The organism is Mesorhizobium sp. M0496 (assembly GCF_040321205.1).
GTDB lineage: Bacteria > Pseudomonadota > Alphaproteobacteria > Rhizobiales > Rhizobiaceae > Mesorhizobium.
Window position 1 is genome coordinate 201,854 of the sequence record NZ_JAMYRC010000002.1, and the last position, 24,756, is coordinate 226,609.

Consider the following 24,756-nt stretch of genomic DNA (forward strand, 5'->3'; position numbering starts at 1 on the left):
GCGCTTCCCGACCCGGCGCCACAAATAGGCCAGCCTTTTCAATAGCCTATTAGACGAAAAAGAAATTTTTCACCGCACCGCGTGCCACATTCCATGCCCATTTCGCGCAAATGGGACATCAATGCGGCTCACGCCGCGCTCACCAAATTGTTACGGCCAGCGAACCTCTGGCGGCAGGCTAGAGAGGATTGCCGCGACATTGCCGCCGGTCTTCAGTCCGAAGATGGTGCCGCGATCGTGAAGCAGATTGAATTCGACATAACGGCCGCGGCGGATGAGCTGTTCGTCGCGGTCACCGTCGGTCCAGTTCTCGTTGAAGTTGGCGCGTACGAGGTGGCCATAGACGACGAGAAAAGAGCGGCCGACATCCTGGACGAAGTTGAAATCAGCATTCCAGCCACCCTTGTCTTCGCCCGAATGCAGCCAATCGAAAAAGATGCCGCCGGTGCCGCGGGGCTCATTGCGGTGCGATAGATAGAAGTACTCGTCGCACCAGGCTTTGAATTTCGGATAATCGGCCACCGCGACGTTCTTCTCGCAGGCGAATTGCATCGCGCGGTGGAAGGCGACCGTGTCGGGGTCGTCCTGGGTGCGGCGGCGGTCGAGCACGGGCGTCAAATCGGCGCCGCCGCCGAACCATTGGCGCGAGGTGACGACCATGCGCGTGTTCATGTGCACGGCCGGAACGTTGGGGTTCCAGGGATGCGCGATCAGTGAAATGCCGGATGCCCAGAAGCGCGGGTCTTCCTCGGCGCCGGGCATCTGCTTCCTGAATTCGGGCGAGAACTCGCCATGGACGGTCGAGGTGTGGACGCCGACCTTCTCGAAGACGCGGCCGTGCATCATCGACATGGTGCCGCCGCCGCCCTTACCTGCGTCGCGTTCCCATGGCGTCTTTTCGAAACGGCCTGGCGACCATGAGGCCAGTGGCCCGCCAAGATCCTGCTCGATCTGCTCGAAGGTGGCGCAGATGCGTTCGCGCAGCGCCTCGAACCACAGTCGCGCCTTCATCTTCTTCTGTTCGATGTCGGCGGGCAGGCCTGCCGGTATTTCGGGTCGTTCCAAGTGCCGTCTCCGGTTGTGGGCGGCGAGCCCTACAAATGACTCGTCTTTTGCCGGCGCGATCCCTAATCTCTTAGGGGCAAGGGTCAAGTCACTTTGGTTTTGCGCATGATCCTTTCCGAAACTCGATTCCGATTTCGGGGTCATGCGCTAGGTGCAAGGAGTTGTTTCGTGCGCACCCCGGCAAGACCACCGCTGGATGGCCTGAAGAAAAGGCTCGACCAAAGCCGGGCCGAGCGCGCGCGCATGCCGCGCGACGGTTTCCTGCGCGAGACCTTCGTGCTGCCGCGCTCCGATGCGCGGCTCAAGGCCAAGGAATGGTTCGAGCGCTTTCCCAAGCAGGCCTACTGGACCGAGATCGAAAGCTGGTTCGAGCGGCCGGGCGACCTGATCGAGTTCACCATCAGGCGCTTGCCGGCGGCTGACTGAAGCGCGCTTTCCTCCACGAGGGGAGGGTGCTCAGCCTGCGACCAACCGCCTCGCGCCGGTGCCTTCCCTTGCCAGCCGGTCGCCCTTGTTGCGCAGCGGGCATTTGTCGATCGACATGCAGCCGCAGCCGATGCAGTCGGTCAGCCCGTCGCGCAGTTTCTTCAGCTGGGCGATCTTGTGATCGAGCCCGTCGCGCCAGGCGGTTGACAGCAGGTTCCAGTCATCGCGCGTCGGCGTGCGGCCCTCGGGCAGCGATGCCAGGGCCGTGCCGATCTCGGCCAGCGAGATGCCGACCTCTTGCGCCACCTTGATAATCGCCACGCGCCGCAGCACGTCGCGGCCGTAGCGGCGCTGGTTGCCCGACGTGCGGTGGCTGCGGATCAGGCCGCGGGCCTCATAGAAATGCAGCGCCGATACCGCGACACCGCTGCGCATGGCCACCTGGCCGACCGTCAATTCCGTTACCGGTGCCATCTCTGTTTTTCGTCCCGATTTTTCCGCTTGACCTCAAGTTAAGTTGAGCTTGTAGCGAAGAAACCCAGGATCTGCAAACGAAGGAGAAGGCGATGTGCGCCTGGGTCAAGATGACGGGAGACGGAGTGCCGTTATCCCAGTTGCCGGATGGCTTCGCCCGCCACCATGGCGACGGAAAGCGCGACGTTGATGCTGCGCGCCGCGCCCTGCATGGGGATGGTCAGCCGCGCATCCGCCGCCTGATGAACGGGATCCGGAACGCCTGCGGATTCGCGGCCAACCAGAAGGATGTCGCCATCGGCGAAGGCAAAGCTGGTGTAAGCGGTCGTGGCTTTGGTCGACAGCAGCACCAGCCGGTGTGCGCGGGCTTTGCGCCAGTCCTCGAAGGCGTGCCAGTCGACATGCCGGGTCAGAGCAGCCATTTCGAGGTAATCCATCCCGGCTCGCTTGAGCGCTTTGTCGGAAAGCGGAAAGCCGGCCGGTTCAATGATATCTACGCCGAGCCCGAGGCAAGCGGCGAAGCGCAGGATTGTCCCGGTGTTGCCGGCGATATCCGGCTGGTAGAGCGCGATGCGGAGACGACAGTTCATTTCCGCGTCTTTCTAATAAGTGGCAAATCGGCCACAGCGGGCTCGCGGTTTTGGAAATTGCTGGACCTGCGGGTGGCCATTTTCTGCGAAGTCGGGTATGTCAGCTCCATTGTCAACCCGAACCGATGGAGGGGTAATTCATGATGACCATGCACATCCAGCGCCCCTCTCGTGGGCTTACCTGCCTGCCGGCGGCTTCGGTACGACAATTCTCCTGACTCTCTAAGACTTGATCGCACCGATTCCCGCCGAAACGATTTTTCGGCTCTCGAAGGAATCCTGCGATGTTTTTCAAAAAGTCAAAAGGGCTGAACGCCCCACCTGAGCATGTCCAGACCGATGCCTATCGTGTCCAGACCGACGCAATGCGTGCCTCCGGCCGAATGCCGGCGGACGATGTTGCTTCGCCTTTTTATCTCTATTTTCACACGGAGGACGGACCGATGTTCGATCCCTACAGAATACCCGGCTCAAGGAGCCTGCATATTCACCGACTGCCGACTTGGGCGCTGCTGATCGGCGACACCTATTCGTCGGCGGTTCACGCCGAGATCCGCCGCCGGCCGCATCGCGGCATGCTGCCGGATGTCGATTTCTCGCACGCGGTTCCCGACCCGAGCCGGCCGTCGCTGGTGCGCCGGATCATCCGGCTGATCAGGCCCGGTGCGAAAATCCGGATCGTGAACAGTGCGCCGTCAGGATCGTCAGGCACAGCTGTCGGCGAAAAGCCCGCGAGCCCCTATATTGCGCGAAGCAGGGCCGACGGTCCGGATGATTCCGGACCGTCGGCCCTCGGCGCCGTGCGGTCCGGGGACTTCGTACGCTCCCGCGCCGCATAAGCGGAAAACAGATTTGTGAGCATGGCCTATGTTGTTGTTTAGCTGGTTTGAAAGACGGCTCGATCCGTTCCCCGCGGCGGAACCGGTCGAGCCGCCCAGGACGCTGGTTGCCTTCTGCGTGCATTATACGCGCGGCGCCTGGCCCTATATTCTTCTCGACGCGGTGCTGGTGACGGCGATCGCGATTGCGGAAGTGTGGATGTTCGGCTTCCTCGGCCGCATCGTCGACTGGCTGTCGGGTCAGAATCGCGAAACCTTCCTGCAGACGGAAGCCTGGAAGCTCGCCGGCATGGCCTTCATCGTGCTGTTCGCGCTGCCGGGTACGGTATGGCTGCATTCGCTGCTCAACCAGCAGACGCTGATGGGCAACTATCCCATGCGCATTCGCTGGCAGGTGCACCGCTACCTGCTCAAGCAGTCGATGAGCTTCTACCAGGACGAGTTCGCCGGCCGCATCGCCACCAAGCTGATGCAGACGGCGCTCGCCGTGCGCGAATGCGTCATCAAGCTGATCGATGTCCTGAACTACGTCATCGTCTATTTCCTTGGCATGCTGTTCATCGTCGGTTCGGCCGACTGGCGGCTGGCGGCGCCGCTCGGCGTCTGGCTGGTCGGCTACATCCTGTTGCTGCGCTATTTCATCCCGAAGCTGGGCAAGGTCGGCGAGGAGCAAGCCAATGCGCGCTCGACCATGACCGGCCGCGTCGTCGACAGCTACTCCAACATCCAGACGGTCAAGCTGTTCAGCCATGCACGCCGCGAAGCGTCGTTTGCGCGGGAAGGCATGGCCGGCTTCCTGCAGACGGTCTACCGGTCGATGCGGCTGGTGACGGTGCTTTTCGGCCTGCTCTACATCATGAATTCGCTGCTGCTGTTCTCGGTCACGGCGATGGCGCTGTGGCTGTGGCTCGGGCAGTCGGTGACGATCGGTGCGGTCGCCGTGGTCATCGGTCTGGTGCTCAGACTATGGGGCATGTCGCAATGGATCATGTGGGAAATGTCGGGCCTGTTCGAGAATATCGGCACGGTGCAGGACGGCATCGCCTCGATCTCGTTGCCGCGCCTGGTCGAGGACAGGCCGGGTGCGAAGGACATCGCCGTTTCCAGGGGTGAAATCCGCTTCGAGGACATCCGCTTCCACTATGGCAAGCAGAAAGGGGTGATCGAGAACCTGTCACTGGCGGTGAAGCCGGGCGAAAAGGTCGGTATCGTCGGCCGTTCGGGCGCCGGCAAGTCGACGCTGGTCAATCTGCTGCTGCGTTTCTACGACCTGGAGAGCGGAAAGATCCTGATCGACGGCCAGGAAATCGCTGCTGTGACGCAGGATTCGCTGCGCGCCCAGATCGGCATGGTCACGCAGGACACCTCGCTGCTACACCGTTCGGTGCGCGAGAACATCCTCTATGGCCGGCCTGATGCCTCGGAAGAGCTGCTTGTCGAGGCAGCGGGGCGCGCCGAAGCATTGGATTTCATCGCTGGGCTTTCGGACGCCAAAGACCGCAAGGGCTTCGATGCCCATGTCGGCGATCGCGGCGTCAAATTGTCCGGCGGCCAGCGGCAACGCATCGCCATTGCTCGCGTTATGTTGAAGGACGCACCTATACTTATCCTTGACGAAGCGACCTCGGCGCTTGATTCCGAAGCCGAGGCGGCGATCCAGGAGAATCTCTACAAGCTCATGCAAGGCAAGACCGTCATCGCCATCGCGCACCGGCTGTCGACCATCGCGGCGATGGACAGGCTGGTGGTGATGGACAAGGGCCGTGTCATCGAGGAAGGTTCGCACGAGGAACTCGTCGCCCGAGGCGGGCTCTACGCGCAGCTCTGGCAGCGTCAATCGGGCGGGTTCCTGCTTGAGGACATCCCGACCGATGTCGCCAATGATGCACTTGCAAAGGGGCAAGCCGCAGAATGATGGCCGCCGCATGATGACAGGCGTCTATCGCTGGTTCGAGAACTGGGTCTATCCGTTCAGGGAGCCGGCGAATCTTCGGCCACCGACCAGCGTCGGCGGCTTTCTCTGGCACTATGTCGGCCAGGCGAAGTTCGCCTTCTTCGCCATGCTGGTCATCGGCGGCATCGCGCCGCTGGTCGAGGCCGGCCTGTTCTACTTCGTCGGGCGGCTGGTCGACATTCTCGACCAGCTTCCCGCCGAGCGCAGCTGGCATTCTCTGTGGAACGCCGCCGGCCCTGAACTGGTGTTCATGATCGCGGTCGTGCTGGTCATCCGCACCATCGTCGTCGGCCTGTCGGCGCTGGTCGACGAACAGACGATCACGCCGGGCTTCTACAATCTGGTGCGCTGGCAGGCGCACCGGCACGTGTCGCGCCAGTCCTACGCTTTCTTCCAGAACGATTTCGCCGGCCGCATCGCGACCAAGGTCTGGCAGGCGGGGCAAGCGACCGGCGACCTGATGGAAAGCTTCATCGAGGTCGTCTGGTTCATGATAGTCTACACGGTGACGACGCTGGCGCTGGTCGCTGGCCTCGATCTCAGGCTGGCGGTGCTGGTGGTGATCTGGATTTCCGCCTTCGGTTGGTTGGCCAAACTCTATCTGCCGGCAATCCGCAAGCACGCGGAGGAAACCGCCGAGGCCGGCTCGATGATCACCGGCCGCATCGTCGATTCCTATTCCAACGTGCAGACGCTGAAACTGTTCTCGGCCGACGGCGACGACCGCTACATCAAGAATGGCTTCGACATCTATCTCGACGCGCTGCGCCCGTTCACCCGTCGGCTGACCGGCGTGCGCATGGCGCTGACGACGCTGTCGGGCATCATGATCACCGCGATCGGCTGCTTTGCCGTGTATCTCTGGGTCGAAGGCTCGATCACGGTTGGGGCGGTCGCCTTCACGCTGTCGCTGGTGCTGCGGCTCAACATGCTGCTCGGCCGGCTGATGATGCAGCTCAACAGCATATTGCGGAACCTCGGCGTGCTGGAAAACTCCAAGGCGTTGATCTCGCAGCCGCTTGGCCTGGTCGATGCACCCGACGCGAAGGAGCTCATGGTGGCCGGCGGACGCATCGCGGTGAAGAACGTCGAATTCCATTACGGCAAAGGGTTCGGTGTGCTCGACGGCATCGACCTCGTCGTGCGGCCGGGCGAGAAGGTCGGGCTGGTCGGGCCGTCGGGTGCCGGCAAGACCACGCTCGCCAATCTGATCCTGCGGCTCTACGATCTGGAAGGCGGGTCCATCACCATCGATGGCCAGGACGTCTCTGAGGTGACGCAGAATTCGCTGCGCGCCAATATCGGCGTCGTCAGCCAGGACACGGCCCTGTTCCACCGTTCGCTGCGCGACAACATCAAGCTCGGCATGCCTGACGCGACCGACGCTGAGGTGATCGCAGCGGCGAAAAAGGCCGAGGCGCATGAGTTCATCCTCGGCTTGCGCGACAACAGGGACCGTGCCGGCTACGAAGCCTTTGTCGGCGAGCGCGGCGTCAAACTGTCGGGCGGCCAGCGCCAGCGCGTGGCGATCGCCCGCGTCTTCCTCAAGGACGCCCCGATCCTGATTCTCGATGAAGCGACCTCGGCGCTCGATTCCGACATCGAGGCGGCAATCCAGGAGAATCTGACACGGCTGATGGAGAACAAGACGGTCATCGCCATCGCCCACCGTCTGTCGACGATCGCAACACTCGACCGGCTGGTGGTGCTCGACGGCGGCCGCATCGTCGAGCAAGGCACGCATGACCAACTGGTGGCGCTCGACGGGCTCTACGCGCGGCTGTGGAAGCGGCAGTCCGGCGGTTTTCTCTATCACGAGGACAGCGTGCTCGAAGAGACACGCCCTGCGGAGTAGGGCATGGTTGGATCGGCAGAGGTCATTCCAGAGATCGGCCCCGGGGTGAGCTATGTGCTCAAGCGGCTCCGGCCAACCACGCCGGTCTTCGACGCGCTGAAGCAGGAAAGCCGGTTGGGGGGCTACTGGATGCTGGTGCGCCTGGCGGATGGCTGGGCAAGTGGCCGCAACAAGTTCCTGAAGCGCGGCGAGGCACTCTACGGAGCCTGGAATGGCCGGGAACTCGCGGGCGTGTGCGGGCTGAACATCGATTCCTATTTCGAGGGCAGGGGCCACGGCCGGATCCGGCACCTGTTCGTCAGTGCGCGCCACCGTCGCACCGGTCTTGGCCGGATGCTGGTCGAGACCGTTATCGACAGAGCACGTCACCATTTCGCCGTGCTGAATACCCGCGCGCCGCAAGAAGCCTTCGGTTTCTACGAACGGCTTGGCTTTCAGCGCGTGGAAGGCGAAGAATTCGTCACACACCGCATGGTCTTCGGGAAAGGAGGCTGAAATGTCCTTGCGTCCGCCATCTCATCTAGCCGGCACCGCGGAAGCCGCCTTCGACGCGCTCGGCCATGAAATATTGGCGGAGAAGGCGGCCTCACTCGGCCGCGCCGGCCAGCGGGTTGAGGAAACGCTGGCCAGGCTGCGCGACAATGCCGACGAGCAACTACGCCCCCGGCTGCTTAGGGATGCCGCCGAGGCGGTGCACGGCTATTTCATCCAGCGCGAGCTGTGCGGCTTGCGTAGGCATGACGCCGTCATCCGCGAATACAACATCCCGAAGGCCGTGCTTGCGAGGCTCGGCGCCAAATAACTCTGTCTTTGACCATGATCTTTTCCGAAAACCGGTTCCCACTTTTCGGGATCATGGTCTACTCAAGCCATTCGGTAATGAAGCTGCCGTTCTCGTGGATGTCGGTCGTCTCCAGCGCACCCGGCCCGAGATTGGTGAATTTGTGCGGCGTGTTGGGCGGCACGATCAGGATCTGGCCGGAGGAGGCTTCGATCTCCTTGTCGCCGACCGTGAACAGTCCGGTGCCCTGACGGATGATGAAGATCTCTGCGTAGGGATGCGTGTGCAGCCGAGGACCGCCGCCGACATCAGGCAGGTAGTTGAAAATCAGGCAGGAGTTGGAGCCGTAGACGCCGCATTGCAGTTCGCCCTTCCAGCGGTCGGAGCGAACGGCCCAGGTGTCGCGGTCTATCACGTGTGCCATGCCCTCTAACCCTTCGCCAACATCCAGGGATTGAACAGCTTCACGCCGGTACCTTCGAAATCCTTCGTATTGCGGGTCACGACCGTCAAATTATTGACGAGCGCGGTGGCGGCAATGAGGGCATCGCGCTCCGGCTTTGGATCGGGAACGTGGAGGTTCGCGCAACGCAAGACAACGGCCCTGTCTATGCTCAGTATCCGGTCGTCAAACTGTGGAATTAGTGTCTGATCCAACCACTCACGGTACATGGTCGCCTGTCGGGTATCCTTCCTCGACAAGAGCAATGTTCCGATTTCGAGTTCCAGGATCGAGATGACTGACATGAAAAAGCTAGCGATGTCGTGAGTCTCTGACCAAGCTAGAACGTTGCGATCAGCCTTGTCCCGACGACGCAGATTCGAAACGACATTGGTGTCAAGAATGAACATCAGTCGAGTTCGGGAATCTTGAAAAACGGTCCTTCCAGGCGAGGTGGTTCCCAATCGAAATCTGCTTCGGGGCGATCGTCGGCAATCGCGTCCGCGAGGCTTCTCGGTTTTTTCTCCAAACGCCGATATTCCTCCATAGACATCAGCACATGAGAGGGCTTGCCACGGTCGGTAATGATGACCGGCCCGTTCTTGGCTGCCCGTTTGGCGTGCGCTGTATCCTGGTTGAATTCACGGCTCGACATGATGGTTATCGTCTTCGTCGAGATGTTCATTTCAGCACCTCCATCCGGAAGATGTAGACATATTGCTACATTTAGCCAAGCACGTCAAATTCATCGCTGTGTGGAACGCCCGCGACAATCTGCCCTTGTGCCTTGATCCGTCTGGACAAAAACGGGCTTCACGCATAAACCGAGGTCCAAATGCCGGAGGAATTCGCAAGCCTGTTCGCCATGCGCTGTCGGGTTGGCGTAATTGAGCGGGGAACAAGGCTCAGCCACCGGCACGGAAGAGGCGAAAGGATCAGGCACCCGTGAGCGCAACCGACACCCAGGATCCCAACCGTCGTGATTTTCTCTACGTCGCCACCGGCATGGCCGCAGTGGTCGGCGCGGGTGCCGTCGCGTGGCCGTTCATCGACCAGATGCGCCCCGATGCCTCGACGCTGGCGCTCGCCTCCGTCGAGGTCGATGTCGCCTCGCTGACGCCGGGCATGTCGCTGATCGTCAAGTGGCGCGGCAAGCCTGTCGTGGTGCGCAACCGCACCGAACAGGAGATGAAGGACGGCGAGGCTGTCAAGCTGGCCGACCTCAAGGATCCGATCGCGCGCAACGCCAACCTTCCGGCCGACGCACCGGCGACCGACGCCAATCGCACCACGCCTGGCAAGGAGGCCTGGATGGTGATGGTTCAGGTCTGCACCCATCTGGGCTGCATTCCGCTCGGCCAGGAAGGCGATTTCGGCGGCTGGTTCTGCCCATGCCATGGCTCGGTATACGACACCGCCGGCCGCATCCGCAAAGGCCCGGCGCCCGAGAACATGGCGGTTCCGGTATTCAAGTTCATTTCCGATACCAAGATCCTTATTGGTTGAGGCAGGGGATATTTCGATGAGCGAGGGACACTCGACCTACACGCCCAAAACCGGTCTCGGACGCTGGGTCGACGCCCGCATGCCGCTGCCGCGGCTGGTCTATGACAGCTTCATCGCCTATCCGGTGCCGCGCAATCTCAACTATGCCTGGACCTTCGGCGGCATCCTGGCAATCATGCTGGTGGCGCAGATCCTGACCGGCATCGTGCTGGCCATGCACTACACGGCCGACACCAACCTTGCCTTCGGCTCGGTCGAGAAGATCATGCGCGACGTGAATTCGGGCTGGCTGCTGCGCTACATGCATTCGAACGGCGCCTCGTTCTTTTTCGTCGCCGTCTATATCCACATCTTCCGTGGCCTCTATTACGGTTCATACAAGGCGCCGCGCGAGCTGCTGTGGATCCTTGGCTGCATCATCTACCTCCTGATGATGGCGACCGGCTTCATGGGCTACGTACTGCCTTGGGGCCAGATGAGCTTCTGGGGCGCCACCGTCATCACCGGCTTCTTCACGGCCATTCCGCTGGTCGGCGACTGGATTCAGCAGCTTTTGCTCGGCGGCTTCGCCGTCGACAATCCGACGCTGAACCGTTTCTTTGCGCTGCATTACCTGCTGCCGTTCATGATCGCCGGCGTCGTCGTGCTGCACGTCTGGGCGCTGCATGTCGTCGGCCAGTCGAACCCGACCGGCATCGAGGTCAAGTCGAAGACCGATACCGTTGCCTTCACCCCCTACGCGACCATCAAAGACGCGTTCGGCATGATCGTGTTCCTGTTCTTCTTCGCCTATTTCGTCTTCTACCTGCCGAACTATCTCGGCCATCCGGACAACTACACGGTCGCCAACCCGCTGAAGACCCCGGCCCATATCGTGCCGGAATGGTACTTCCTGCCATTCTACGCGATCCTGCGCGCCATCACCTTCAATATCGGGCCGATCAACTCCAAGCTCGGCGGCGTGCTGTGCATGTTCGGAGCCATCGTCATGCTGTTCCTGGTGCCTTGGCTCGACACCTCCAAGGTGCGCTCGGCGGTCTACCGGCCCTGGTACAAGCTGTTCTTCTGGCTGTTCGTGGCCGATGCCATCCTGCTGGGCTGGCTGGGGTCGCAGCCGGCGGAAGGCACCTATGTGTTCATGGCGCAGATGGCGACGCTGTTCTACTTCGCCTTCTTCCTGGTCGCGCTGCCGGTGCTCGGTCTGATCGAGACGCCGCGAAGGTTGCCGAACTCGATCACCGAGGCGGTGCTCGAGAAGAACAAGGGCGGCGGCGGACATCCGGCGCGCGCCATGGCCGCGCCAGAGACCAAAGGCTGAGCGGTAGAGAATCTAAGGGGATTTGGCATGAAAAAGATTCTCACCTCGCTGGCGCTGCTCGGCCTTGTGGCCGCCGGCACTGGGGCCGCGGGCACTTGGGCGATCGCCGCCGAAGAGGTCCACAACGCCGCGGCACCCACGCATTTCCCGATCGACGAGCCGAAGGAAATGAGCTGGAGCTTCACCGGCCCGTTCGGAACCTATGACAAGGCGCAGCTGCAGCGCGGCCTGAAGGTCTACAAGGAGGTCTGCTCGGCCTGCCATTCGATGAACCTGGTGGCGTTCCGCACGCTGTCGGACCTCGGCTATTCCGATGCCCAGATCAAGACGCTGTCGGCCGAGTACACGATCCATGACGGCCCCAATGACGCTGGTGACATGTTCGATCGTCCCGGCAAGCCGTCCGACCATTTCCCGGCGCCCTTCGCCAATGAGGAGGCCGCCGCCGCCTCCAATGGCGGTGCCGCTCCGCCCGACATGTCGCTGCTGGCCAAGGCACGCGGCGTCGAGCGCGGCTTTCCGCAATTCGTCTTCGACATCTTCACGCAGTACGACGCGGGCGGTCCCGACTATATCCATTCGCTGCTGACCGGCTACGACCAGACGCCGCCGGCCGGCATGGTGATCCCGGAAGGCACGCACTACAATCCGTACTTCATGTCCGCCGTGTCGCTGAAGATGCCCAAGCCGTTGTCCGATGGCCAGGTGACCTATGACGACGGCTCGCCACAGACCGTCGACCAGTATTCCCGCGACGTTTCCGCTTTCTTGATGTGGGCAGCCGAGCCGCATATGGAAGATCGCAAGAAGACCGGTTTCCGCGTGCTGGTTTTCCTGCTCCTGTTCGGCGCGCTGGTCTACCTCACCAAGCGCAAGGTGTGGGAAGGCGTGGCGCATTAAGCCACGCAATCAAATAATCGCAAAAGGGCGCTGAGAGGCGCCCTTTTTGCTGAAACCGGGGGCTGGCGACCTGGTGGTCAGGTGCGGTCGTCGAACAGGTCCGTTGGCACGGCGCTCTGTGATTGGTATGCCACGCAGCATCTTTGACGAAAGAATTGTCGACGGCATGGTGTTTGGAATTCGATGATGCGGCTCCGCGACTGTCACAACTTTTCCGATTTCCGCCGCATGGCGCAGCAGCGGCTGCCCGGGCCGATCTTCAACTACATCGACGGCGCGGCCGACGATGAGGTCACCTACCGCCGCAACACCGAAAGCTTCGAGACCTGCGACCTGGTTCCCAACGTCCTGCGCGGGGTAAGTGAGATCGACATGTCGGTGACGGTCATGGGCCAGAAGCTGGCGATGCCATTCTATTGCTCGCCGACCGCCTTGCAGCGGCTGTTCCACCATCAGGGCGAGCGCGCGGTCGCCAAGGCTGCCGCCAAATATGGCACCATGTTCGGCGTCTCCTCGCTTGGCACCGTCAGCCTCGAAGAGGCGCGCAGGATCAGCAGCAGCCCGCAGGTCTACCAGTTCTATTTCCATCGGGATCGCGGTCTTAACCGGGCGATGATGCAGCGGGCAAAGGCGGTTGGCGTCGAGGTGATGATGCTGACCGTCGACAGCATCACCGGGGGAAACCGCGAGCGCGACAAGCGCACCGGCTTTGCCATTCCCTTCAAGCTCAACCTGGCCGGCATGCTGCAGTTCGCGCTCAAGCCGGCCTGGGCGATCAACTATTTCACCCATGAGGGGTTCAAGCTGCCGCAGCTCGACGAGCATGTCGACATGGGCGGCGGCACGATGTCGATCAGCCGCTATTTCACCGAGATGCTCGACCCGTCGATGACGTGGGACGACGTCGCCGAGATGGTCAAGCTGTGGTCGGGTCCGTTCTGCCTCAAGGGCGTCATGTCGGTGGAGGATGCCAGGCGCGCCGTCGACATCGGCTGCAGCGGCATTGTGCTGTCGAACCATGGCGGGCGGCAGCTGGATGGCTCGCGGGCGGCGTTCGACCAGCTTGCCGAGATCGTCGATGCGGTCGGCGACAGGATCGACGTCATCATGGATGGCGGCGTGCAGCGCGGCACGCATGTGCTCAAGGCGCTGTCGCTCGGCGCCAAGGCCGTCGGCGTCGGGCGCTACTACCTGTTCCCGCTGGCAGCGGCCGGCCAGCCCGGCGTCGAACGGGCGCTTGAACAGATGCGGGCCGAGATAGAACGCGACATGAAGCTGATGGGCTGCAGTTCGATCGAACAATTGTCGCGCAAGAACCTCCGATTCAGGTAATCTCGAACCATGAAATCCTCCCTCGAAGACACATTGCTTGCCGCGATCCGCACCATTCCGGACTATCCCAAGCCTGGCATCCTGTTTCGCGACATCACCACGCTGCTCGGCAATGCGCGCGCCTTCCGCCGCGCCATCGACGAGCTTGTCCATCCCTATGCCGGCCAAAAGATCGACAAGATCGCCGGCATCGAGGCGCGCGGCTTCATCCTCGGCGGCGCCGTTGCCCATCAGCTCTCGGCCGGTTTCGTGCCGATCCGCAAGAAGGGCAAGCTGCCTTTCGAGACGGTGCGCGTCGCCTACAGCCTGGAGTACGGGCTGGACGAAATGGAGATGCACAAGGACGGTATTTCGCCCGGAGAGAAGGTGATCCTGGTCGACGATCTGATCGCCACCGGCGGCACGGCAGAGGCGGCGGTCAAGCTGCTGCGCCAGATCGGCGCCGACATCCTCGCCGCCTGCTTTGTCATCGACCTGCCGGACCTCGGCGGCCGCACCAAGCTCGAAGCGCTCGGCGTGCCGGTGCGAACGCTGATTGGGTTCGAGGGGCATTAGTGAATAGTGAATATTGAATATCAGCTTCGATGACAGACGCCTTGACTACTGACCATTCACCATTCACCATTCACTACTCCGTCTTCACCAGCACCGCGCTCTCGAACTCCAGCACCTTGTCGCCGGCCGACTCAAAAGCGTCGCATCGCAGCGCCAGCAGGCGCCAGCCGGGGCGTGAAGCGATCGGGCGGTGGGACAGTGCCGTGCGTGTGAAGGTGATGGTTTGCCCGGCATAGACCGGCTTCAGCCATTTCAGGTTCTTGAAGCCGGGCGAGGGGCCGAATTCCGGTACCGGACCGGGCCCACTCCACGCGGCGACCTCGGCATCCATGCGGTTTTCGAGATTGAGTTTCATCCACGTGGCGGCGGTATGCCAGCCGGACGCGCAGAGCCCACCGAGCACGCTCTTCTTCGCTGCGTCCTCGTCGATATGGAAGATCTGCGGGTCGTATTTGCGGGCGAAGGCCTTGATCGCCTCGGGCTCGAATGTGTGCGAGCCGAGTGTCACCGTGGTGCCGATACGGAAGAACTTGTCGAGCGTCATGCCTGATACTCCGCGGCATCGCGCGTCAGGAACATGACGGAATTCTCAAGCTCGAAGACACTTTCGCCACGCTGGTTGAACATCTCGCTGCGCATGGTCACGAAGCCGAGTTGCGGTTTCGATTTCGACAGGCGCTTGGCAACAACTACCAGAGTGCCGGTGAGCCGGTCGCCGGCCAGGACCGGCTTCTTCCATCTGACCTGATCGACGCCGGGGGCACCCTGGCAGGTCGAATCCAGCAGGAACGCATCGCACAGCATGCGCATGAACACGGCGCAGGTGTGCCAGCCGGACGCCGCCAGACCGCCGAGGATGCTGGCCTTGCCCGCCTCCTCGTCGAGATGCATCGGCTGCGGGTCGAATTCTGTGGCGAATTCGACGATCTCGGCGGCGCTCACCAGCTTGCTACCGAGATCGAGCGACGCACCCTCGACGAAATCCTCATAGGCCCAGGTTTTTGTTTTTGCAGTCATGGTCTGAAATCCGGCTGACGAAGGGTTTCCGGATGCAGGCCGCAGCACATTTGGTCAAGAGATTTCTATAGCGCCAAGTCGTGGCTGCATGGCCTTTGGCGGGCGGATCAGAGCCAGCCGCGGCGACGGAAATACCAGAACGGCAGGATCGCCGACAACACCATCATGGCAATCGCGAAGGGATAGCCCAGTTCCCATTTGAGCTCGGGGATGACGTCGAAGTTCATGCCGTAGATCGAGGCGACCAGCGTCGGCGGCAGGAAGATGACGGCGGCAACCGAGAAGATCTTGATGATGGCGTTCTGCTCGATCGAGATCATGCCAAGCGTCGCGTCGAGCAGGAAGGAAATCTTCTGCGACAGGAAGGTGGCGTGGTCGGCGAGCGACAGCACGTCGCGCGACAGCGTCTTGATGCGCGCCTTGGTGTCCTTGCTCATCTTGGTGCGGGTCGAGGCATGGGCGAAAAAGCCGGCCAGGCGCTGCAGCGAGATCAAGCTGTCGCGGATCGAGGAGGCGATGTCCTCCTTGCGGCCGATGGCTTTTAGCAGCTCCTGGAAGTCGCGGTTGCGCTTGGAGACCTTGGTCGACCGCGCCTCGAAGATGTCGCGCGAGATCGTCTCGATGTCGCGGCCGGCGCGTTCCAGAATATCGGCGAGACGGTCGACGATCGCCTCCAGCAGCCCGATCAGGATGGTGTCGCCGCTGGTGCAGCCGGTCGCCACCTTCTCGGCGCGCTGCGGAAAAGTCTTGAAGGCCTTCGGTTCGTGATAGCGCACGGTGATCAGCCTGGTCCCGGCCAGCACGAAGGTGACCGGCGACATCAGGGGATCGTCGATTTCGGTCTGGGCGGGCAAGGTGGCGGTCATGAAGTAGGCGCCGTCCTCGACGTAGAGGCGGCTCGAAATCTCGATCTCCTCCATCTCCTCGCGCGTCGGAATGGCAACGCCGAGCCAGGTCTCGATCGCCGCTTCCTCTTCCTTGGTCGGGTTGAGCAAATCGGCCCAGACGACACTATCGCTGTTTGCCAAGAGATCGTCGACGGCGCGCAGGCGGTCATTGTCCACGACGAAGGCCTTGATCATCGCCGGGTCTCCCTTGTTGGATTAAAGGGTGCGTTCGGATTGACGCGTCGTGTCGGATTGCACGGTTCTCGGCGCCAGCGCCGACCTCGCGCCTGCCGCTTAGACCTGTGGCATGACAAAATCAAGACAAGCGGCTGCCCGGCGGATGGGCGTCGGCCGCTCGGAAGAACTCGTCGAGAAAAAAGCTCGCCGGGATGTTTTGGATACCCGGCCGCTTGAGGCGTCAGGTGTTGAACTTGAACAGCAGGATGTCGCCGTCCTGGACGACGTATTCCTTGCCTTCGTCACGCGCCTTGCCGGCTTCCTTGGCGGCCACTTCGCCGCCAAGCGTGATGAAATCATTGTAGGCGATGGTCTGGGCGCGGATGAAGCCGCGTTCGAAGTCGGTGTGGATCACACCGGCCGCCTGGGGGGCCTTGTCGCCCTTGTGGATGGTCCAGGCGCGCGTCTCCTTCGGCCCGACGGTGAAATAGGTGATCAGATGCAACAGATCGTAGCCGGCGCGGATGACCTTGTTCAGGCCGGGCTCGTCGAGCGAGTGCCCGCCTTGTCGTTACTCAATTCGTTACTCGATCGCTAGACAGTTTGCTATTTTCGGCGTTTTATTTTCTGGGCTTTGGGGGATAAAATGACGACAGGTACAGATCACGAATTTGGTGGTCAGCATACAGAAATAAAACTGGAGTTGGTTGAGAAATATCTGAAGGCTTACACTGCCGCACTTCGAGGGAAGTTTTCTCAACTCTGGTATATTGATGCTTTCGCGGGAACAGGGTCGCGGACCGTTAGGGTCGAGGCTCGCGATGGCGATCTTTTCGATGCGCCCGCTCCTGCTAGAACGGAAACACGCCGCGGCTCGGCCCGTATTGCCCTTGATATTACACCTGGATTCGACCGGTTTGTGTTCATGGATCATAGCCATGAGCATTGTGAAGCATTGGAAGCGTTGCGCGACATCTACAAAGGGCGGGACATTACCGTGCTAAATGGCGATGCCAACCGATTGATCCAAGACGAGATCAAGTGGGATGGCTGGAGGCAGACGCGAGCGGTAATGTTCTTGGATCCCTATGGAATGGAAGTTGAATGGGATACTCTCAAGGCAATCGCTGATACAAAAGCCATCGACGTCTGGTATCTTTTTCCGCTCTCGGGTCTATATCGTCAAGCAGCACGAAACATTAGTGCTGTCGACGAAGTCAAGCGTCGTGCCTTGACGAGAATGCTCGGAACATCTGCTTGGGAAGACGAATTGTACAGCACCGTGCAGGCGCCCAATGATTTTTTGGAAGGCTTAGAGAAACCCGAGATTCGTCAACGCAACGCTGACGTAGCCGGCTTGGAGGCATATGTGAAAAACCGACTAAAGGAGATTTTCCCGCTGGTTTTAGACCCGTTTCCTCTGCCGCCTGTTCAGAAGCCTCAGCGGTTTTCCCTGTTCTTTGCTATAGCTAACCCGTCAGACGCGGCAGTTCGTTTGGCCAAACGTTTCGGAGATCATATTCTCAGTTCCGGCATGGCGTCCCATGTGCGCTCACGATAGGTCCGACCTGCTGCTTTCTTATTCTTGCCGCCCCACTGCTTGAAGAAGAAGGTAGCGTCGGAGTCCGTGCATTGATCGAAAATCTCATCGATCCACTTCGGATCCATTGGTCGCGCGTTCGGGCCACTTTCACCACCAACGATTGCCCAATGAATGCCTTCCAACCTGGCACCCGCAACCGATCCAATCAACGGTTCGTAGGAAACGAACCTGATTGCTGCGGGCACCAACCGAAGCTCATCAATACGATGAAGCACTCGACCATCCTCAACGCTTGTCCCTAGCCAAACGTTGGGAAGCACCTTGAAGTCTTCCTTTAACAAAATATCGGCCATTCGGTCAGGGCGCTTCGTCAGGATTTGATATGTGTGACGTTGCGTTTCCTCCATGATATTCCACACGTCACGGATAAATTCTGGCGGCACATCGGCATGGAACAAATCGGACATTGAATTGACGAAGACACGGCGAGGCTTGGACCATGTGGCCGGAATAAGAAGCGAGGCACGATCTAGGTTTATCTTTCCCGTCCATTTTGAGCGGCCACCAGTTTTACGGGTAAGGCCGGCGTACTTCTCGACGCCCATGGCTTCCAGTCGCGCCGCCATACGCATGGCATAGCAATTAGTGCATCCAGCGGTAAGAATCGTGCAGCCGGCGACCGGATTCCAGGTCGCGTCTGTCCATTCGATAGATGTGTCGGCCATATAGTTTCCCTCGCGACGAGACAGTGCCCGAACAGGGTAAATGCGCCATTAAGAAATGGAATAGGAATTTGTTCACATAATGGAATTTATCTTCAGATTGAAATTGTTCACTTTATGGATGTCTACAGAGCGGGCAGGCAGTGGCTTCCCAAGCACTCAGTTTGAACGTGCTGCTGCCATCAGGTGTTGAACTTGAACAGCAGGATGTCGCCGTCCTGGACGACATATTCCTTGCCTTCGTCACGCGCCTTGCCGGCTTCCTTGGCCGCCACTTCGCCGCCAAGCGTGATGAAATCATTGTAGGCGATGGTCTGGGCGCGGATGAAGCCGCGTTCGAAGTCGGTGTGGATCACACCGGCCGCCTGGGGGGCCTTGTCGCCCTTGTGGATGGTCCAGGCGCGCGTCTCCTTCGGCCCGACGGTGAAATAGGTGATCAGATGCAACAGATCGTAGCCGGCGCGGATGACCTTGTTCAGGCCGGGTTCGTCGAGGCCCAGCGAGGACAGGAATTCCATCTCTTCCTCGTCCGAGAGCTGGGCGACTTCCGCCTCGATCGCTGCCGAGATCACCACGGTGCCCGCGCCCTGCGCGGCGGCCATCTTTTCCACGGCGCTGGTGTGCTCGTTGCCGGTGGCGGCGTCTGCCTCGGCGACATTGCAGACGTAGAGCACGGGGTGCGAGGTCAGAAGGTTCAGCCCCTGCAGGATGCGCAGATCTTCCGCCGAGATGCCCTTGAGCAGGATGCGGGTCGGCTTGCCGGCCTGCAGCAGTTCGAGCGCTGCCTCCATCATCGGCAGCACGGTGGTCGCTTCCTTGTCCTTGCTGCCGGCGCGCTTGCGGAATTGCACGATGCGGCGCTCGAGGCTGTCGAGGTCGGCGAGCATCAGCTCGGTTTCGACCGTCTCGGCGTCGGCAACAGGGTCGATGCGGCCTTCGACATGGGTGATGTCGTCGTCCTCGAAACAGCGCAGCACATGCACGATGGCGTCGACCTCGCGGATGTTGGCGAGGAACTGGTTGCCCAGCCCTTCGCCCTTCGAGGCGCCGCGCACCAGGCCGGCAATGTCGACGAAGGAGATGCGGGTCGGGATGATCTCTTTCGACTTGCCGATCGCCGCGATCTTCTGCAGGCGCGGATCAGGCACCGCCACCTCGCCGGTGTTCGGTTCGATGGTGCAGAACGGATAGTTGGCGGCCTGCGCCGCCGCCGTCCTGGTCAACGCATTGAAAAGCGTCGACTTGCCGACGTTGGGCAAGCCAACGATGCCGCATTTGAAACCCATTTTTGTCCGGTCCTATCGGGAAAATAGAAATTTGATCAGGGCTATGGGCGATCGGGGTGATCAACGTCAAGCCCTGCGGCGCCGATCCTGCTCAGTCCTTGCCGCCGAACAGCTTCTTCAGCATCGCGGCCATCGGGCCGGATTCCGGCAGCTTGGCGGGCGCCTGTTGCGGGCGGGCCTGGCGGATGTGGCTCTGCTGCTTTGAGCCCTGCTGCTTCTGCGCCGGCTTTTCCGGTTCGGCGCCGGCCTTGCCCTGGACGGCGAGACTGGCCTTGTTCATGAAGCCGGATTCGTCGCCCTTGACGATCATGGCGGCATTGTCGGCGATCGCATCGAGCAGCGGTTCCAGCCATTCGCGATCGACCTTGTCGAAATCGCCAAGCACATGATGCTGGACCATTTCCTTGACGCCGGGATGGCCGACGCCGATGCGCACGCGGCGATAGGCGTTGCCGACATGGCCGTCGATCGAGCGAATGCCGTTATGGCCGCCGGCACCGCCGCCGGTCTTTATGCGCAGCTTGCCTTCGGCAAGGTCGATCTCGTCATAGAAGACGGTGAGTGCGGAAAGCTCAAGCTTGTAGAAGCGCAGTGCTTCGCCGACGGACTGGCCGGACAGGTTCATGAAGGTTTGCGGCTTGATCAGGACGATCTTTTCGCCGCCAAGCGTGCCTTCTGAAATCAGGCCCTGGAATTTCTTCGACCAGGGTGAAAAGGAATGGCGGCGGGCGATTGCGTCCGCTGCCATGAAACCGACATTGTGACGGTTGTTGGCATATTTCGCGCCCGGATTGCCGAGGCCTGCAAAGACAAGCATCGTCTGCTCCGGGCGGGAAAGAGTTACTTCTCTTCGGCGGCAGGAGCCGCTTCGGGTGCAGCCACTTCAGCCGTCTCTTCCGTCTCCGGCTTCATCGCCGACGAACCGGCAATGGTCGCGATGGTGAAGTCGCGGTCGGAGATCACAGGCTTCACACCGGCCGGCAGCTTGACCGCCGAGATGTGGATCGAGTCGCCAATGTTGGCGCCGGTGAGATCGACGGTGATGAATTCCGGGATCGCATTGGCCGGGCAGTGGAACTCGACTTCGTGACGCACGATGTTGAGCACACCGCCGCGCTTGATGCCGGGCGACTTCTCTTCATTGATGAAGTGGACAGGCACGTCGACATTGACCTGGGTGTCCTTGCCGATGCGCAGGAAGTCGACATGGACAGGGAAATCCTTGACCGGGTCGAGCTGGAAGTCCTTCGGCAGGACCTGGATCTTCTTGCCGTCGACATCGATCGTGGCGATCGTGGTCAGAAACCCGCCGCCATGGATCTTGTAGTAGATGTCCTTGTAGGTGAGTGCGATAGCCAGGGGAGGCTGCTTGTCACCATAGATTACTGCAGGCACTTTACCGTTGCGGCGAACTGCACGGGCGGACCCCTTACCGACCTGTTCGCGTGCTTCGGCCTTGAGCTCGTAAGTGTCGTGGCTCATGGCATTTCCTTTCGGTTTGTTCTGGAGCGCTCACGGTTAGCAGAGTGCCTGGACCGTAAACGTCGAAAGCCGACATACCCATGCATGATCTGGTCCGAAAACCGGAATCCACTTTTCGGGATCATGCGGGAAGGCGGCCTTCCGCCGCGTTGCCTCCAAGGGTGTCTACGCGGGTGGCGGCTCTATAGCCGAAGGCGGCCGGGGGTGCAAGCCAAAGGCTCGCCCGCCGGCGCGCGGTCCGGGGCGGCGATTATCCGCGCTTTTCGATGACGGCATAGAGCACGTTGCGGTTCTCGCCAAAGAACACCTGCGCGTCGACGGCGTTGCGGTCGACGCTGGCATTGACGATGTTCCACATATCGACCTCCGACCGCAGCAGCAACACCCAGTCCATGAACGTCTCCCGGTATCCGGCGTCAGGGGTGCCCTCGGCGTAGTTCGCAAACAGGAATGTCCCGTTCGGCTTCAACATCTGCAGGCACGTCTTCGTGAGCTTCACGGCGACGTTATGGGCGAGGTAGTCGTAGAGGCCGGAGGCGTAGACGAAGTCGAACTTGCCCAGTTTGTGGCCTCTCGTCAGCACGGTTCGCACCGAGCCGTCGATGGCCTCGACCGCGGTGCCCTGGAAGTCGCGCGCGATCAGCCCGACGCTCTGGGGATCCTGGTCGAGCGCAACCCAACGCTTGAGACGGCCCTCCGCCAGGGCGACCGAGCGATTGGCCTCCCGCAAATGGCCGGCCGCTATCGCCAGGACCTCGGTTTGGGGTCCGTTCTTGGCCGCGATCTCATCGACATATCGGGTCAAGAGATCGCGTCGTTCCCGTGCAGCGACGCATGACGGTACGTTCTGGGTGTGGCTGTAAAGGGCTTTGCCGATCTCCGAGGCGCTCGCCACGCTCTCTGCCACGTGGGGATCACAATAGATGTAGTCGAGCAACTGCGCGTCGCCGGAATAGCCCCGGGGCTTGGTGAAGGACCAGTGGGTCAGCGGATCCTCGAGAAAGTACTTCAGGATCGGGTGGTTCTGCGCCACCGGTATCAATGCATGCCAAACGTCGGGATGAACCTTGGAACGCAGCGCGCTTAAGTAGGAGAGCAGGCGCCCAACGATTTCGGCGGGATCCTTGCTCTGTTCGACTTGCTGGTGTGTCGCGTGGAGAATGAGCGCCAGCTCCGCGCGAGCGGTTTCGAACGCTTCGCCATGATGCTCGAGCTTCCCTCGAGGGAGGCTGCCGGCCAGCATCTCGGCAGTAATCAAGCTTTTGCCATCAAGAACGGTCTGCACGCCATCACTCCATAGTTAACAGTCAGTTAACTTATTGCGTAGAATGCTCCATTTGCCAATGACGTCCCGAGCGCATTTTAGCGGTATGATTAATTTCCCGCTAACTATCTTTATTCATTGCACATCTTCCGGGTCGGATTCCAGGTTCGAGTTAACGGAAACTTGTCCTGCGCGATTGCATTTGTATGCGTAGCGTCGCAATCGCTGTCGCGTCCCAGGGAGTCGGCCTGCGTGGGGGCAGAAACTAGAAATGAGTTCGGTGCCGAAAATCCCCATCAAACGGGGTTTGCTGTGATGAACGATCACGCGTCATCCGCGTTGGCCGATAGTGCTCACACGGAACCGTACGAACAGCGTTACGAACTGGGGGCGGACGAACTCCGCGCCCTTTACCGCACGGAAGCTCACGCGACGCGGAGGGGGGATGCCCGGCCAGGGCTTTGGATCGCCGTTGTCATCTATCTCTTGTTTTCGGCAACGGATCTGCTGCTGATTCCAGATGTGGCCGTCTATACGATCACGGCGCGCTTCGCGGTCGGACTGACCGCGCTTTTGATCCTGGAAGAACAGCTTCGCCGGGGTGTCGCAACGCAATGGCTCGACGTGACATGCGCCGGAGCCATCATCTTTGGCTATGTCGGTTGGCTGTGCCCTGCTGTTTTCGGTGCGGACAAGGAAAGCGTCTCCTACTATATGGTCTTCGGCACTATCTTCATGATGAGTGCCAATCTTTTCTTCACGTTCAATTTTAGACTTTCGATAGTAACTTCTGCAATAATTCTATGTATACTTTATATCGTAAACTATTTCGTGCCTTCTACCATAACATACAAAATGGTATTTGGAGCTTTCTACGTTTCTTGTTTCACATTCACCTCATATGTGAACTGGAAACTGAATGAGGAACGCTACAACGTCTTCCTGAACGCCCTGGAAGCCAAAATTCAGCACAACGAGGCGACTGAACGCGGTAAGGCCCTGCTGAGATTGTCGCGGACCGATCCGCTTACGGGCCTGGAGAACCGGCGGGCGATCGACGAGAAGCTGCGGGATTACTGGAGTGACTGGCAAAAGGTTGGCACCAGTTTTGGGGCGATCCTCATCGACGTGGACTTCTTCAAAAAGTTCAATGACTGCTACGGCCATCAAGAAGGCGACCGCTGCCTGATCCATGTCGCCAATGCGCTTAGCGATATGATCAAGCAGTATAATGGCTCCATCGGCCGCTATGGTGGTGAAGAGTTCATCGTCCTGGCTCGCATGGAGAAAAAAGAGCAGATCCTGGATATCGCGGAAGCCATTTGCAGCACGGTGGAGAATCTGGCGCTTACCCACGAACTGCGGCGCGACGGCGTCTCGATCGTGACGGTGAGCGTTGGCGCTGCATTCACCAGGACGCAGACCGGCGCCAAGCTGGAGAAGATCATTCACGAGGCCGATCGCGCGCTCTATCTGGCAAAAGCCGGTGGCCGAAACTGTGCCCGGCTTTTCGACCCAACCGATCCCCAGAGCAGCGACGAGAGTGAGAACATTGCGGCTTTGCTGAAGATCGCTATCGGCCAGAACCTCGTTTCACTCGTTTATCAACCTATCCAGGATATCAAAACGGACCGGGTTGAAGCCGTAGAGGCTCTGATGCGCCTCAAAATGCTGGATGGCACATCGGTTCCGCCGAGCCTGTTCATTCCCGTCGCGGAACGAACAGGCGCTATCCTGGAACTCGGGCGCTGGGCAATAAGGACAGTGTGCGCCGAACTCCTGGCGGACGACCACGTTCGTGTCGTCAGTGTCAACGTCTCTCCAATCCAGCTCAAGACGCCCGGTTTCGCAACGTCTGTCGCGACCATTCTGGGCGAGACCGGCGTCGCCGGCAGCAGGCTGGCCTTCGAAATCACCGAAGGACTGGAGATGGAGATGCATTCGGACATACTGCGCTGCATCAGCGACCTGAAGCTGCTCGGGATCAAGATATGGCTCGATGACTTTGGGACGGGCTTCGCGGGCCTTTCGTGGCTTCGTCTGATCGATTTCGATACGGTGAAGATCGACCGTTCGTTTCTGCACGACTGCAGCGCCCCGAGCGGCAAGGCAATGCTCCAGGACATTATCACCCTGGTTCGAAATCGCGGCCACAAGATCCTGGTCGAAGGGGTGGAAACCGACGAACAGATGACCCTTATGCGCGAATTCGGCATAGACAAGATCCAGGGCTTCCATGTCGGCCGCCCCGCTCCCGCCGTCAGTTTTCAGGCAAAGCGGTCCATGCGCAAACGGTCATTCACCGTGCTTAAGTCCGCATGATGACGATGCGGGCGGTGGC

General features: G+C 60.5%; 27 protein-coding genes and 1 pseudogene. 13 read left to right on the forward strand and 15 right to left on the reverse strand.

Features of this window, described 5'->3' with window-relative positions; all coding sequences use genetic code 11:
- Positions 1-150 precede the first annotated feature (150 nt).
- On the reverse strand, positions 151-1,065 hold the full coding sequence (gene hemF, locus NKI73_RS04125) for an oxygen-dependent coproporphyrinogen oxidase (protein ID WP_352627585.1): 915 nt from the start codon (positions 1,063-1,065) through the stop codon (positions 151-153).
- A gap of 168 nt (positions 1,066-1,233) precedes the next feature.
- On the opposite strand from hemF, the gene NKI73_RS04130 reads away from it, so the two are divergent.
- Positions 1,234-1,491, forward strand: a complete 258-nt coding sequence (locus NKI73_RS04130; protein ID WP_023770299.1) for a hypothetical protein — start codon at positions 1,234-1,236, stop codon at positions 1,489-1,491.
- 30 nt (positions 1,492-1,521) lie between these two features.
- Here the strand turns inward: NKI73_RS04130 and soxR are convergent, their stop codons facing one another.
- Both soxR and NKI73_RS04140 read right to left on the reverse strand, forming a co-directional pair.
- A complete protein-coding gene (gene soxR, locus NKI73_RS04135) occupies positions 1,522-1,965 on the reverse strand; it encodes a redox-sensitive transcriptional activator SoxR (RefSeq protein ID WP_352627586.1) in 444 nt (147 codons plus the stop codon).
- A gap of 131 nt (positions 1,966-2,096) precedes the next feature.
- Positions 2,097-2,555 (reverse strand): tRNA (cytidine(34)-2'-O)-methyltransferase, encoded by a 459-nt coding sequence (locus tag NKI73_RS04140; protein WP_352627587.1) that lies wholly within the window; start codon positions 2,553-2,555, stop codon positions 2,097-2,099.
- A gap of 284 nt (positions 2,556-2,839) precedes the next feature.
- Here NKI73_RS04140 and NKI73_RS04145 point away from each other — a divergent pair, with 284 nt between their 5' ends.
- Genes NKI73_RS04145 through NKI73_RS04165 form a run of 5 tightly spaced genes read left to right on the forward strand, consistent with a single transcriptional unit; the run spans position 2,840 to position 8,005 of the window.
- Positions 2,840-3,394 (forward strand): hypothetical protein, encoded by a 555-nt coding sequence (locus NKI73_RS04145; protein WP_352627588.1) that lies wholly within the window; start codon positions 2,840-2,842, stop codon positions 3,392-3,394.
- Between the two features lie 28 nt (positions 3,395-3,422).
- Positions 3,423-5,309 carry an ABC transporter ATP-binding protein gene (locus NKI73_RS04150; protein WP_352627589.1) on the forward strand — a complete coding sequence of 629 codons (1,887 nt, stop codon included), beginning with the start codon at positions 3,423-3,425 and terminating at the stop codon, positions 5,307-5,309.
- Positions 5,310-5,319: 10 nt separating this feature from the next.
- Positions 5,320-7,203, forward strand: a complete 1,884-nt coding sequence (locus NKI73_RS04155) for an ABC transporter ATP-binding protein (protein ID WP_352627715.1) — start codon at positions 5,320-5,322, stop codon at positions 7,201-7,203.
- Between the two features lie 3 nt (positions 7,204-7,206).
- Complete coding sequence (locus tag NKI73_RS04160) at positions 7,207-7,698, forward strand: GNAT family N-acetyltransferase (protein WP_352627590.1); 492 nt, start codon at positions 7,207-7,209, stop codon at positions 7,696-7,698.
- A 1-nt stretch (position 7,699) separates the two neighbouring features.
- Positions 7,700-8,005, forward strand: coding sequence for a DUF6665 family protein (locus NKI73_RS04165; protein WP_352627591.1), 306 nt, complete (start codon positions 7,700-7,702; stop codon positions 8,003-8,005).
- 58 nt (positions 8,006-8,063) lie between these two features.
- Here the strand turns inward: NKI73_RS04165 and NKI73_RS04170 are convergent, their stop codons facing one another.
- The 3 genes from NKI73_RS04170 to NKI73_RS04180 are packed head-to-tail and all read right to left on the reverse strand — an operon-like array spanning position 8,064 to position 9,111.
- Complete coding sequence (locus NKI73_RS04170) at positions 8,064-8,408, reverse strand: cupin domain-containing protein (RefSeq protein WP_352627592.1); 345 nt, start codon at positions 8,406-8,408, stop codon at positions 8,064-8,066.
- Positions 8,409-8,413: 5 nt separating this feature from the next.
- Positions 8,414-8,836, reverse strand: coding sequence for a type II toxin-antitoxin system VapC family toxin (locus NKI73_RS04175; RefSeq protein ID WP_352627593.1), 423 nt, complete (start codon positions 8,834-8,836; stop codon positions 8,414-8,416).
- Positions 8,836-9,111, reverse strand: coding sequence for a type II toxin-antitoxin system Phd/YefM family antitoxin (locus tag NKI73_RS04180; protein ID WP_352627594.1), 276 nt, complete (start codon positions 9,109-9,111; stop codon positions 8,836-8,838). The genes NKI73_RS04175 and NKI73_RS04180 overlap by 1 nt, the downstream gene beginning before the upstream one ends.
- A gap of 260 nt (positions 9,112-9,371) precedes the next feature.
- Here NKI73_RS04180 and petA point away from each other — a divergent pair, with 260 nt between their 5' ends.
- The 5 genes from petA (at position 9,372) to NKI73_RS04205 (ending at position 14,037) form a co-directional block, all read left to right on the forward strand.
- Positions 9,372-9,932, forward strand: a complete 561-nt coding sequence (gene petA / locus NKI73_RS04185) for a ubiquinol-cytochrome c reductase iron-sulfur subunit (protein ID WP_352627595.1) — start codon at positions 9,372-9,374, stop codon at positions 9,930-9,932.
- 16 nt (positions 9,933-9,948) lie between these two features.
- Complete coding sequence (locus tag NKI73_RS04190; RefSeq protein WP_352627596.1) at positions 9,949-11,250, forward strand: cytochrome b; 1,302 nt, start codon at positions 9,949-9,951, stop codon at positions 11,248-11,250.
- A 27-nt stretch (positions 11,251-11,277) separates the two neighbouring features.
- Entirely contained in the window at positions 11,278-12,150 is an 873-nt protein-coding gene (locus NKI73_RS04195) for a cytochrome c1 (RefSeq protein ID WP_352627597.1), read from the forward strand.
- A 186-nt stretch (positions 12,151-12,336) separates the two neighbouring features.
- A complete protein-coding gene (locus tag NKI73_RS04200; protein ID WP_352627716.1) occupies positions 12,337-13,482 on the forward strand; it encodes an alpha-hydroxy acid oxidase in 1,146 nt (381 codons plus the stop codon).
- 9 nt (positions 13,483-13,491) lie between these two features.
- Positions 13,492-14,037, forward strand: coding sequence for an adenine phosphoribosyltransferase (locus tag NKI73_RS04205; RefSeq protein ID WP_352627598.1), 546 nt, complete (start codon positions 13,492-13,494; stop codon positions 14,035-14,037).
- Positions 14,038-14,110: 73 nt separating this feature from the next.
- Here the strand turns inward: NKI73_RS04205 and NKI73_RS04210 are convergent, their stop codons facing one another.
- The 4 genes and pseudogenes from NKI73_RS04210 to NKI73_RS04225 form a co-directional block, all read right to left on the reverse strand.
- A complete protein-coding gene (locus NKI73_RS04210) occupies positions 14,111-14,581 on the reverse strand; it encodes a MaoC family dehydratase (protein WP_352627599.1) in 471 nt (156 codons plus the stop codon).
- Positions 14,578-15,054, reverse strand: coding sequence for a MaoC family dehydratase (locus NKI73_RS04215; protein ID WP_352627600.1), 477 nt, complete (start codon positions 15,052-15,054; stop codon positions 14,578-14,580). The genes NKI73_RS04210 and NKI73_RS04215 overlap by 4 nt, the downstream gene beginning before the upstream one ends.
- 107 nt (positions 15,055-15,161) lie before the next feature.
- Positions 15,162-16,136 (reverse strand): magnesium/cobalt transporter CorA, encoded by a 975-nt coding sequence (gene corA, locus NKI73_RS04220; RefSeq protein WP_352627601.1) that lies wholly within the window; start codon positions 16,134-16,136, stop codon positions 15,162-15,164.
- 223 nt (positions 16,137-16,359) lie between these two features.
- Positions 16,360-16,671 (reverse strand): annotated as a pseudogene (locus tag NKI73_RS04225) (DUF933 domain-containing protein); the annotation flags it as partial.
- 93 nt (positions 16,672-16,764) lie between these two features.
- Here NKI73_RS04225 and NKI73_RS04230 point away from each other — a divergent pair.
- Complete coding sequence (locus tag NKI73_RS04230; RefSeq protein ID WP_352627602.1) at positions 16,765-17,679, forward strand: three-Cys-motif partner protein TcmP; 915 nt, start codon at positions 16,765-16,767, stop codon at positions 17,677-17,679.
- On the opposite strand, the gene NKI73_RS04235 is transcribed toward NKI73_RS04230, so the two are convergent.
- The 5 genes from NKI73_RS04235 to NKI73_RS04255 all read right to left on the reverse strand — a co-directional run bounded on the left by NKI73_RS04235 (position 17,634) and on the right by NKI73_RS04255 (position 22,436).
- Positions 17,634-18,386, reverse strand: a complete 753-nt coding sequence (locus NKI73_RS04235; RefSeq protein ID WP_352627603.1) for a DUF5131 family protein — start codon at positions 18,384-18,386, stop codon at positions 17,634-17,636. The genes NKI73_RS04230 and NKI73_RS04235 overlap by 46 nt on opposite strands.
- A gap of 179 nt (positions 18,387-18,565) precedes the next feature.
- Positions 18,566-19,669 carry a redox-regulated ATPase YchF gene (ychF, locus tag NKI73_RS04240; RefSeq protein ID WP_023760727.1) on the reverse strand — a complete coding sequence of 368 codons (1,104 nt, stop codon included), beginning with the start codon at positions 19,667-19,669 and terminating at the stop codon, positions 18,566-18,568.
- A gap of 91 nt (positions 19,670-19,760) precedes the next feature.
- The gene (gene pth / locus NKI73_RS04245; RefSeq protein WP_352627604.1) at positions 19,761-20,486 is read right to left on the reverse strand and encodes an aminoacyl-tRNA hydrolase; all 726 of its coding nucleotides are present in this window, start codon (positions 20,484-20,486) and stop codon (positions 19,761-19,763) included.
- Positions 20,487-20,509: 23 nt separating this feature from the next.
- Positions 20,510-21,151 (reverse strand): 50S ribosomal protein L25/general stress protein Ctc, encoded by a 642-nt coding sequence (locus tag NKI73_RS04250; RefSeq protein ID WP_352627605.1) that lies wholly within the window; start codon positions 21,149-21,151, stop codon positions 20,510-20,512.
- A 250-nt stretch (positions 21,152-21,401) separates the two neighbouring features.
- The gene (locus tag NKI73_RS04255; RefSeq protein WP_352627606.1) at positions 21,402-22,436 is read right to left on the reverse strand and encodes a class I SAM-dependent methyltransferase; all 1,035 of its coding nucleotides are present in this window, start codon (positions 22,434-22,436) and stop codon (positions 21,402-21,404) included.
- A gap of 294 nt (positions 22,437-22,730) precedes the next feature.
- Here NKI73_RS04255 and NKI73_RS04260 point away from each other — a divergent pair, with 294 nt between their 5' ends.
- Entirely contained in the window at positions 22,731-24,737 is a 2,007-nt protein-coding gene (locus tag NKI73_RS04260; protein ID WP_352627607.1) for a putative bifunctional diguanylate cyclase/phosphodiesterase, read from the forward strand.
- Positions 24,738-24,756: the final 19 nt, after the last annotated feature.

Bases quoted from the DNA above. Each gene is read 5' to 3' on its own strand.
- soxR (WP_352627586.1), bottom strand. From the start codon at position 1,965: ATGGCACCGGTAACGGAATTGACGGTCGGCCAGGTGGCCATGCGCAGC.
- NKI73_RS04140 (WP_352627587.1), bottom strand. From the start codon at position 2,555: ATGAACTGTCGTCTCCGCATCGCGCTCTACCAGCCGGATATCGCCGGC.
- NKI73_RS04145 (WP_352627588.1), top strand. From the start codon at position 2,840: ATGTTTTTCAAAAAGTCAAAAGGGCTGAACGCCCCACCTGAGCATGTC.
- NKI73_RS04150 (WP_352627589.1), top strand. From the start codon at position 3,423: ATGTTGTTGTTTAGCTGGTTTGAAAGACGGCTCGATCCGTTCCCCGCG.
- NKI73_RS04155 (WP_352627715.1), top strand. From the start codon at position 5,320: ATGATGACAGGCGTCTATCGCTGGTTCGAGAACTGGGTCTATCCGTTC.
- NKI73_RS04160 (WP_352627590.1), top strand. From the start codon at position 7,207: ATGGTTGGATCGGCAGAGGTCATTCCAGAGATCGGCCCCGGGGTGAGC.
- NKI73_RS04165 (WP_352627591.1), top strand. From the start codon at position 7,700: ATGTCCTTGCGTCCGCCATCTCATCTAGCCGGCACCGCGGAAGCCGCC.
- NKI73_RS04170 (WP_352627592.1), bottom strand. From the start codon at position 8,408: ATGGCACACGTGATAGACCGCGACACCTGGGCCGTTCGCTCCGACCGC.
- NKI73_RS04175 (WP_352627593.1), bottom strand. From the start codon at position 8,836: ATGTTCATTCTTGACACCAATGTCGTTTCGAATCTGCGTCGTCGGGAC.
- NKI73_RS04180 (WP_352627594.1), bottom strand. From the start codon at position 9,111: ATGAACATCTCGACGAAGACGATAACCATCATGTCGAGCCGTGAATTC.
- NKI73_RS04190 (WP_352627596.1), top strand. From the start codon at position 9,949: ATGAGCGAGGGACACTCGACCTACACGCCCAAAACCGGTCTCGGACGC.
- NKI73_RS04195 (WP_352627597.1), top strand. From the start codon at position 11,278: ATGAAAAAGATTCTCACCTCGCTGGCGCTGCTCGGCCTTGTGGCCGCC.
- NKI73_RS04200 (WP_352627716.1), top strand. From the start codon at position 12,337: ATGCGGCTCCGCGACTGTCACAACTTTTCCGATTTCCGCCGCATGGCG.
- NKI73_RS04205 (WP_352627598.1), top strand. From the start codon at position 13,492: ATGAAATCCTCCCTCGAAGACACATTGCTTGCCGCGATCCGCACCATT.
- NKI73_RS04210 (WP_352627599.1), bottom strand. From the start codon at position 14,581: ATGACGCTCGACAAGTTCTTCCGTATCGGCACCACGGTGACACTCGGC.
- NKI73_RS04215 (WP_352627600.1), bottom strand. From the start codon at position 15,054: ATGACTGCAAAAACAAAAACCTGGGCCTATGAGGATTTCGTCGAGGGT.
- corA (WP_352627601.1), bottom strand. From the start codon at position 16,136: ATGATCAAGGCCTTCGTCGTGGACAATGACCGCCTGCGCGCCGTCGAC.
- NKI73_RS04230 (WP_352627602.1), top strand. From the start codon at position 16,765: ATGACGACAGGTACAGATCACGAATTTGGTGGTCAGCATACAGAAATA.
- NKI73_RS04235 (WP_352627603.1), bottom strand. From the start codon at position 18,386: ATGGCCGACACATCTATCGAATGGACAGACGCGACCTGGAATCCGGTC.
- ychF (WP_023760727.1), bottom strand. From the start codon at position 19,669: ATGGGTTTCAAATGCGGCATCGTTGGCTTGCCCAACGTCGGCAAGTCG.
- pth (WP_352627604.1), bottom strand. From the start codon at position 20,486: ATGCTTGTCTTTGCAGGCCTCGGCAATCCGGGCGCGAAATATGCCAAC.
- NKI73_RS04250 (WP_352627605.1), bottom strand. From the start codon at position 21,151: ATGAGCCACGACACTTACGAGCTCAAGGCCGAAGCACGCGAACAGGTC.
- NKI73_RS04260 (WP_352627607.1), top strand. From the start codon at position 22,731: ATGAACGATCACGCGTCATCCGCGTTGGCCGATAGTGCTCACACGGAA.